The sequence below is a fragment of the Gallibacterium genomosp. 1 genome (assembly GCF_000771875.1).
Classification (GTDB): domain Bacteria; phylum Pseudomonadota; class Gammaproteobacteria; order Enterobacterales; family Pasteurellaceae; genus Gallibacterium.
On the sequence record NZ_JPXX01000013.1, the window covers coordinates 1 to 9,452 of the forward strand.

Here is a 9,452-nt window from a genome sequence, read left to right on the forward strand (position 1 = left end):
TTTTTAAAGAACAGGTCGCATTATTGCGACAAGGTCGTCTATACTACGTTTCTTGACCTTTATTGTCAACAAGACTTTTTCAAGCTTTTTTTCACTTTCTGGGATATTCTCTTCGCTTTTGAGCCAATGTTTATCCTCTCTTGTTGCGTGAGGCGGCATTATAGGGATTTTTTTATGCCTTGCAACCCTATTTTTGATTTTTTTAATCGTTCGCTGATTTTTTCAGCGAAACGATTAAAATACAGACTTTACGGCTATTTTAATGCCACTCTTGCATTGCGGAATAATCTCATCCACGCACCGTCTTCACTCCAATCATCCGGATACCAAGAGTTTGTTACAGAACGGAATACTCGTTCTGGATGCGGCATCATAATTGCAATACGTCCATCAACATTGCTTATAGCTGTAATTCCAAGTGGTGAACCGTTCGGATTTGCAGGATAGTGTTCCGCCGGATTCAAATAATTATCCACATATTGTGCAATTATCTGTCCTTGTTGTTGCAATGCACTGATCTGTTCATCTGAAACAAATTCGGCACGCCCTTCACCGTGAGAAACTGCAATCGGCATATGTGATCCTGCCATTCCTGAAAACCATAATGAATTATTCTCTTTAATTTCGACCAATCCTACACGCGCTTCAAATCGTTCAGAGCGGTTTCGTACAAACTTCGGCCACAAATCTGCGCCAGGGATAATCTCTTTAAGGTGAGAAATCATTTGGCATCCGTTACAAACACCTAATGCAATTTTATTCTGATCCGCAAAGAAGCGGACAAACTGTTCACGTAAATTATTATGGAACAAAATAGATTTTGCCCATCCACCGCCTGCACCCAACACATCACCGTAAGAAAAACCACCACAAGCGACCAAAGCATTGAATTGTACCAAGTTATGGCGACCTTCAATCAAGTCGCTCATATGAACATCAATCGCTTGGAAACCGGCACGATCAAATGCTGCTGCCATTTCCACGTGGCTATTAACACCTTGTTCACGTAAAATCGCAATTTTTGGTCTTATTCCAACGGCGATATAAGGTGCAGCAACATCTTCATCCGGGTTGTAACTTAATTTGGCGGATAAGCCCGGATTATCGGCATCCGCTTTTGCTTGATATTCCTGATCCGCACACGCCGGATTATCGCGTAGGCGTTGCATTTGCCAGGTTAGCTCACCCCAAATTTGGCGTAATTCAGAACGAGCTTGCTGCAATACTACCTGTTCGCCATTTCTCACTACAATAGCATTTTCATTATTGACCGAACCTAATACAGTTGCCACGTCATCCAATTGATATTTCGATAAAATATCAAATACTTCTTGATGATCCTGTTGACGAATCTGCAATACCGCACCCAATTCTTCGTTGAACAACACAGCAAGATTATCTTGACCTAATGACTGAAGATTAACATCAACGCCACAATTACCAGCAAATGCCATTTCTGCTAAAGTCACAATTAATCCACCATCGGAACGATCGTGATACGCTAATAATTTTTGCTGTTGCACCAACTGTTGCATTGCATCAAAGAAAGCTTTTAATCGTTGTGGATTTTCCACATCAGCCGGTTTATCGCCAAGTTGTTGATATACTTGTGCTAAAGCGGTCGCACCTAAACGATTTTTCCCTTCACCAAGATCAATAAAAATCAGCTCACTTTCCCCTTTATCCGTTCTTAATTGAGGAGTAACCGCTTTACGCACATCTTCCACACGAGAAAATGCACTAATCACCAATGATAGTGGTGCGGTTACCGTTTTTTGCTCACCGTTTTCCTGCCAAGTTGTCTTCATTGACATTGAGTCTTTTCCGACCGGAATGGTTAAGCCTAATGCTGGACAAAGCTCTTCCCCAATGGCTTTAACCGCTTGATATAAACCAGCACCTTCACCCGGATGATCTGCTGCCGCCATCCAGTTCGCAGAAAGTTTCACTCGTTTCAAATCACCGATATTAACTGCGGCTAAATTTGTAATCGCTTCCGCTACTGCAAGACGTGCAGATGCAGCAAAATCCAATAATGCCACTGGCGCACGTTCACCCATTGACATTGCTTCACCGTGATAACTGTCGAAACTGCTGGTTGTCATACCATAGTCAGCAACCGGAATCTGCCACGGACCAACCATCTGATCACGGGCCACCATTCCAGTTACTGAACGGTCGCCGATAGTGATTAAGAATGTTTTTTCTGCCACCACCGGCAACCGCAATACACGATGTAACGCTTCGGTTAAATCAATTTTGTTGGTTTGCAATGGTTGTGAATTAACCTGTTTAGATACTTCATTACGTTGCATTTTTGGTGCTTTACCTAACAACACATTCATAGGTAAATCAATAGGCTGATTAGCAAAATAATTATCGTGTAATGTTAGCTGTTTTTCTTCTGTCGCTTCGCCAATTACAGCATACGGTGCACGTTCACGTTGGCAAAGCTGTTCAAATAATGGCAATTTTTCTGCACTGACCGCTAAAACATAACGTTCTTGCGATTCATTACACCAAATTTCCAACGGACTCATATTGCGCTCATCACTTAAAATTTTACGTAATTCAAAACGACCTCCGCGGCCACCATCATTCACTAATTCCGGCATCGCATTAGATAAACCGCCTGCCCCAACATCGTGAATAAACAGAATCGGGTTATCCGCTCCCATTTGCCAACAACGGTCAATCACTTCCTGACAACGGCGCTCCATTTCCGGATTATCACGTTGAACAGAAGCAAAATCCAAATTCTCTGCTGATTTACCTGATGTCATCGAAGAAGCTGCACCGCCGCCCAAGCCAATATTCATTGCCGGCCCACCAAGCACCACTAATTTTGCGCCAACCGGAATTTCGCCTTTTTGGATATGGTCTTCACGAATATTACCCATACCGCCGGCAAGCATAATCGGCTTATGGTAACCACGCACTTCTTCACCGTTAAAACTATTCACTTTTTGTTCATAAGTACGGAAATAACCTAATAAAGACGGGCGACCAAATTCATTATTAAATGCAGCTCCACCAAGTGGCCCATCAATCATAATATCCAGTGCAGAAGCAATACGATCGGGTTTAGATAAAGTCCCTTCCCAAGGTTGTTGATAATTTGGAATACATAGATTAGAAACGGAAAAACCGACTAAACCAGCTTTTGGTTTAGAACCACGCCCTGTCGCCCCCTCATCGCGTATTTCTCCGCCTGAACCGGTTGCTGCGCCTGGAAATGGTGAAATAGCTGTAGGGTGATTATGTGTTTCTACTTTCATCAAAATGGGCATCGATTCATTATGGTAACGATAAGTGCCGTCCTGATCTGGGAAAAAACGACCTGCAACCGAACCTTCCATTACCGCTGCATTATCTTTATATGCAGAGAACACATAATCCGGTGTTTTTTCGTAAGTATTTTTGATCATTTTAAACAGTGATTTCGGTTGTGCTTTACCGTCAATTGTCCAATCTGCATTAAAAATTTTGTGGCGACAATGCTCAGAATTCGCCTGTGCAAACATATAAAGTTCAACATCTGTCGGATTACGTTTTAATAATGCAAACTGTTCCAATAAATAATCCATTTCATCGTTTGCCAACGCTAACCCCAACTCCACGTTAGCTCGCTCCAATGCTGCTCTGCCACCACCTAATATATCAATAGTTTTAAACGGTTTTGGCTCTTGTTGTGCAAACAATTGTGGTAATTGAGAAAAATCAAAAACTACATCTTCCATCATTCTGTCGTGAATCAATTTCGCAAAAACTGCTTGTTGAACATCATTTAATGGTGTAGCAAATCGGCAATCATATAAAATGCCACGTTCTGCACGCACCACAATGCTTAAGCCACAATTATGAATAATATCGGTTGCTTTTGACGACCAAGGTGAAATTGTACCGAAGCGAGGAATAACAATCTGTCCGCACAAAAAATTCTCTTTTTCTGACACTGCCGGAAATGACATTACAGCATTTGCTTCAAATAACCGGTTTAGTTGTTCAATCTGTTGTGCCGATAATCTCTCAGATACCTCAACAAAATAGAGATAATATGTTTGACAACTTTGAAGTGAAATCTGTTGTTCAGCAAGTTGTGAGGAAAGGCGAGAAACTCGGAAATCAGAAAGGGCTGCCGCCCCACGGAAAATCAGCATCATAGCAATATCACCTAAAATTTAGAAAATGAAAAATCGCTGTTTATTATACCTAAACTTACATTTAAACGGAAACGTTTGCGTAAACTCTTATTTGTACTTAGCGATTAGATCTTATACAATGCGCATTTTGCAAATTTAAGCTTGAGGTTTCATTGAAAGGTTTGTCTTTACGCATTTTTTTAGCTGTACTTCTATTGCTTTGGGCAATTGATATGGTTTTTCCGTGGCAAAAAATTATGCGTTCAGAAGATAATTTATTTACCTCCATACAAAAAAGAGAACAATTAGTAGTTGGTACCATTAATAATGCATTTTCATATTTCATCAGTCCTAACGGTGCTGCCGGTTTAGAATATGAATTAACAAAAGCCTTTGCTGATTATTTAAATGTTGAACTCAATATTAAAACTTTCGATTCTTCTGAAAAACTATTTGATGCTTTAGAAAATAATGAAATTGATCTTGCCGCTGCAAATTTAATGTATCAACCAGAAAAAGCGGAATATTTTCAAATCGGGCCAAGCTATTATTCCTCTTCTTGGCAACTTGTTTATCGAAAAAATACAACTCGACCTTACGATCTCAACCAATTAAAAGGCAAATTACTCATTGCCAATGACCGCAATCTACAAGAGAAATTACAACAACTAAAACAGCAATATCCTCGATTGGAATGGCAAACAAACAATGCTCTATCTATTGAAGAAACATTATTGGCTGTAGCTGATGGTAAAGCAGATTACACTATCGCCAGTTCAATGGATATTGCCTCCATTCAGCAAGTGAAACCAACAATTGCGGTCGGTTTCGATTTAAGTGAAGAAACCTCTGTAAACTGGTATTTGCCACATAATCCTTACAATGAATTACAGGCTGCGCTACTTGATTTTATGAACCAGGCGAAAGAATCGGGGCTAATTTCACGCATTGAGGAAAAATATTTTAGTCATCTTTCTCGCTTTGATTATGTTGATGCCCGAACTTACATCCAAGCGATCGAAAACACATTGCCGAATTATTTGGAACTGTTTCAACGTTATGCTAATCCGCTTGATTGGAAATTACTGGCAGCCATCGCTTATCAGGAATCGCATTGGGATGCCAATGCCACCTCACCAACTGGCGTTCGCGGTATTATGATGTTGACCAAAGAAACTGCTGCTCGAATGCAGATTGAGGATCGCAATAATCCGGAACAGAGCATTAAAGCCGGCTCGGAATATTTACAGTTATTACTAACAAAAATGCCGGAAACCATTGCCGAAGAGGATAAAATTTGGTTCGCATTGGTTGCCTACAATTTAGGATTAGGGCATTTACTAGATGTACGTCGCTTAACCGAATCTCTCGGCGGTGATCCCAATAATTGGCTAGATGTGAAAAACAATTTACCATTATTGGCGGATAAAAAATATTATAGCAAATTGAAATTCGGTTATGCCCGTGGTTACGAGGCCTATCAATACGTTGAAAATATTCGCCGTTATCATAACAGTATTATTAATTACTACCGCTTACAACAACAATCTCAAGAGAACGAAAACAATGAAGAAGCAGAAGAAAATCTTGATCAAACACCCATAAATCCAAGTATGTCCACCCCAACGTCCTTATAAATTATGCTAAAATCTCCAATTATTTTTAGATAATCGGAGAATTATTATGCGCCCGAATAATCGTGATAATCACGCAATGCGCCCTATCAAAATCACTCGTCATTACACCAAACACGCTGAAGGTTCAGTATTAATCGAATTCGGAGACACAAAAGTGCTTTGTAACGCTACCGTTGAAGAAACTGTCCCTCGTTTTCTAAAAGGGCAAAACCAAGGTTGGATTACCGCCGAATACGGAATGTTGCCGCGTGCTACCAATGTTAGAACCCAACGAGAAGCAACAAAGGGCAAACAGAGTGGACGCACGATGGAAATTCAACGCTTGATCGGTCGTTCTTTACGTGCAATGGTCGATCTCACCCTACTTGGAGAACGCACCATTACTCTCGATTGTGATGTCATTCAGGCGGACGGCGGTACACGCACCGCAGCGATCAGCGGTTCAGCGATTGCACTACACGATGCGATCCAAACCTTATTGGAGAAAGGTTTAATCAACCAAAATCCAATCAAAAATCTGGTTGCGGCGGTGTCAGTCGGTATTGTTGATCAACAACAGTTATGCGATCTCGAATATGTTGAAGATTCCAATGCAGAAACTGATATGAATGTGGTGATGACAGACGACGGTAGAATGATTGAGATACAAGGAACAGCCGAAGGAGAGCCATTCAGTCACGATGAATTATTATCTTTACTTGATTTAGCTAAACAAGGAATCGCACAAATTAATCAAGCACAAAAAATGGCACTACAAACAGAGTAACACGCTTAAGGAAGAAATATGCAACAGTATCAACAACAATTCATTGAGTTCGCTCTCAGCCGTAACGTGCTAAGATTTGGCGAATTTACCCTTAAATCTGGGCGTATCAGCCCCTATTTTTTTAATGCTGGATTATTCAATACCGGAGAAGATTTAGCTAAACTCGGCGAATTTTATGCACAGGCTATTTATGCGCAACAGCTTGATTATGATGTGATTTTTGGACCCGCCTATAAAGGCATTCCGATTGCTACTGCAACAGCAACAGCAATTTATCACCAATTCGGCTTAAACAAACCGGTTTGTTTTAATCGCAAAGAAGCGAAAGATCACGGCGAAGGCGGTAATTTAATCGGTAGCCCATTGCAAGGAAAAATATTATTAATTGACGATGTTATCACTGCCGGCACTGCAATCCGTGAATCAATGCAATTAATCGAAGCAAATCAAGCGACATTAGCAGGTGTAATGATAGCATTAGATAGGCAAGAAAAAGGCAAAAGTGATCTATCCGCTATTCAAGAAGTAGAACGTGATTACCACTGCCATGTCAGTTCTATTATTACACTTGAACATTTGCTTACCTATTTACAACAATCCGAACAATATTCTGAGTTTTTACCGAAAATGTTGGCTTATCGCCAACAATATGGCATTAATTTATAATTCTCTTTCTGCCCGAGATAGCTACGGGCAGAAACCTTTTTCTTTAAGATTTAATTTCTTTTTATTTTTCTATTTTCAAAGGGAGTGTAAATGCAAAAACTGTCTCAACGAATCCAACACTTTTTTCAGAGTGAACCTGCTGGCGGTATTTTATTATTAATAGCAACATTTCTCGCCATCTTTTGTGCTAACTTGCCGTTTATGACTGATTGCTATCAGGGCTTGTTGAATACTACTGTTGCTTTTCAATTCGGTCAATTTCAATTACATAAACCGCTATTACTTTGGATTAATGATGGCTTAATGGCAATCTTTTTTCTGTCTATCGGTTTAGAAGTAAAAAAAGAGTTATTAACAGGTTCACTATCAAATATTAAAACTGCTATTTTCCCTGCTATTGCTGCTTTAGGTGGAATGATTGTACCTGCGCTGCTATTTTATACTGCCACGCTGACTCATCCCGAATTAACAAAAGGGTGGGCAATTCCAATGGCAACCGATATTGCATTTGCACTCGGTATTATGGCTTTAGTTGGTAAAAATGTTCCTACATCATTAAAAGTCTTTCTATTAGCATTAGCAATTATTGACGATCTTGGTGCAATTATTGTTATTGCCCTCTTTTTTTCCCACGATTTAGGGACAGTTGCTTTAATTGGTGCTAGCATTTCCATTATTGGTCTAATTTTGCTCAATCGTGCTAAAGTGAGTTCATTAATTCCTTATGGCATTGTCGGCACTATTCTTTGGGTTTGCGTGTTGAAATCGGGCGTTCACGCTACACTTGCCGGCGTAATTATCGGCTTTTCTATTCCACTACAGGCTAAAAATGGTGATCACCTATTACACCGTCTGGAACACAGCTTGCAACCTTGGGTAACTTTTATGATTTTGCCGTTATTCGCTTTTGCCAATGCCGGTATCTCTTTCCAAGGCGTGGATTGGCAAACCTTAATGTCGCCGCTGCCGTTCGCAGTGATGCTCGGTTTATTTATCGGCAAACCACTCGGTATTTTCGGTATCAGTTACCTTTCAATAAAATTAAAACTAACCAAATTGCCCGAAGGGATTAATTTCCGCCATATTTTTGCCGTATCGCTATTGTGTGGTATCGGCTTTACAATGGCAATGTTCCTTTCCGGTTTGGCATTTGAACAAGAATCGCATCAGCTCAATATTTTAGCGCGTATCGGCATTTTAGCCGCCTCATCACTCTCAGCTATTCTCGGCTTTTTAGTACTTAAACAAGTGACGAAAAATAACCAAGCTATTTCATCCAATTAAACGCTTGTAAACAATAATTTCACCCCTATATAGGGGTGAAATTATTTTTGAGGTAGATTTATGACAGATATGACAGATTTATATAAACAGGACAACGACAAACTTTACCGTTTTCTTTTTAAAAACCGTGCCGTTCGTGGCGAATGGGTGCGTTTAAACAAAACTTTCACTGAAACACTGAACACACACCACTACCCGACTCCGGTGCAAAATTTATTGGGCGAATTATTGGTTGCCACCAGCTTATTAACCGCCACCTTAAAATTTAAAGGCAATATTACCGTACAAATTCAAGGCGATGGGCCATTAAAACTTGCTTTAGTGAACGGCAACGATCAACAACAGTTACGTGCATTAGCACGCTTACAGGGTGAAATTAGCAATGAAATGAGCTTAAGTGAGATGGTGGGTAAAGGCGTTTTAGTTATCTCCATTATTCCGGAAGAAGGTGAACGTTACCAAGGTGTTATTGCATTAGATAAACCAACCATTACTGAATGCTTAGAAGACTATTTCATCCGTTCCGAACAATTACAAACGCAATTATTTATCCGCTTCGGTGAATATCAAGGCGAAGCTGTTGCCGCCGGAATGTTATTACAAATTATGCCAGATGGACAAGGTTCACCAGATGATTTTGAACATTTAGCAACATTAACAGCAACAGTAAAAGATGAAGAATTATTTGGTTTAAGCGCAGAAGAGTTGCTTTATCGTCTATATCACGAAGAAACTGTTGAAATTTATCCACCACATCATACAGAGTTTTTCTGCGGTTGTTCGCAAGAACGTTCTGGAGCAGCAATTGCTTTACTTTCTGATGAAGAAATCAGTGAAATTTTTGCAGAAAAACCAACTTTAGATATGCAATGTGAATGTTGTGGTACTCATTATATCTTTACTGAAGAAATGGTCAGAAAACTAAAAGAGCAAAGTCTCCACTAATACAGCTACTAC

General features: G+C 40.0%; 6 protein-coding genes. 5 read left to right on the forward strand and 1 reads right to left on the reverse strand.

The window, feature by feature from the left end:
- Window positions 1-254 precede the first annotated feature (254 nt).
- Window positions 255-4,163, reverse strand: coding sequence for a phosphoribosylformylglycinamidine synthase (gene purL, locus JP36_RS04905; protein WP_039172540.1), 3,909 nt, complete (start codon window positions 4,161-4,163; stop codon window positions 255-257).
- 152 nt (window positions 4,164-4,315) lie between these two features.
- Here purL and mltF point away from each other — a divergent pair, with 152 nt between their 5' ends.
- The 5 genes from mltF (at window position 4,316) to hslO (ending at window position 9,440) form a co-directional block, all read left to right on the forward strand.
- Window positions 4,316-5,779: a membrane-bound lytic murein transglycosylase MltF gene (gene mltF / locus JP36_RS04910; protein ID WP_039172543.1), complete on the forward strand. Its 1,464-nt coding sequence runs from the start codon at window positions 4,316-4,318 to the stop codon at window positions 5,777-5,779.
- Between the two features lie 46 nt (window positions 5,780-5,825).
- Window positions 5,826-6,545 carry a ribonuclease PH gene (rph, locus tag JP36_RS04915; RefSeq protein WP_039172546.1) on the forward strand — a complete coding sequence of 240 codons (720 nt, stop codon included), beginning with the start codon at window positions 5,826-5,828 and terminating at the stop codon, window positions 6,543-6,545.
- A gap of 18 nt (window positions 6,546-6,563) precedes the next feature.
- Window positions 6,564-7,211 (forward strand): orotate phosphoribosyltransferase, encoded by a 648-nt coding sequence (gene pyrE, locus JP36_RS04920; RefSeq protein WP_039172548.1) that lies wholly within the window; start codon window positions 6,564-6,566, stop codon window positions 7,209-7,211.
- 90 nt (window positions 7,212-7,301) lie between these two features.
- A complete protein-coding gene (nhaA, locus tag JP36_RS04925; RefSeq protein ID WP_039172551.1) occupies window positions 7,302-8,495 on the forward strand; it encodes a Na+/H+ antiporter NhaA in 1,194 nt (397 codons plus the stop codon).
- Between the two features lie 60 nt (window positions 8,496-8,555).
- On the forward strand, window positions 8,556-9,440 hold the full coding sequence (hslO, locus tag JP36_RS04930; protein ID WP_209434474.1) for an Hsp33 family molecular chaperone HslO: 885 nt from the start codon (window positions 8,556-8,558) through the stop codon (window positions 9,438-9,440).
- Window positions 9,441-9,452 lie beyond the last annotated feature (12 nt).

Coding starts and splice junctions, on each gene's coding strand:
- pyrE (WP_039172548.1), top strand. CDS start 6,564: ATGCAACAGTATCAACAACAATTCATTGAGTTCGCTCTCAGCCGTAAC.
- hslO (WP_209434474.1), top strand. CDS start 8,556: ATGACAGATATGACAGATTTATATAAACAGGACAACGACAAACTTTAC.
- purL (WP_039172540.1), bottom strand. CDS start 4,163: ATGATGCTGATTTTCCGTGGGGCGGCAGCCCTTTCTGATTTCCGAGTT.
- nhaA (WP_039172551.1), top strand. CDS start 7,302: ATGCAAAAACTGTCTCAACGAATCCAACACTTTTTTCAGAGTGAACCT.
- rph (WP_039172546.1), top strand. CDS start 5,826: ATGCGCCCGAATAATCGTGATAATCACGCAATGCGCCCTATCAAAATC.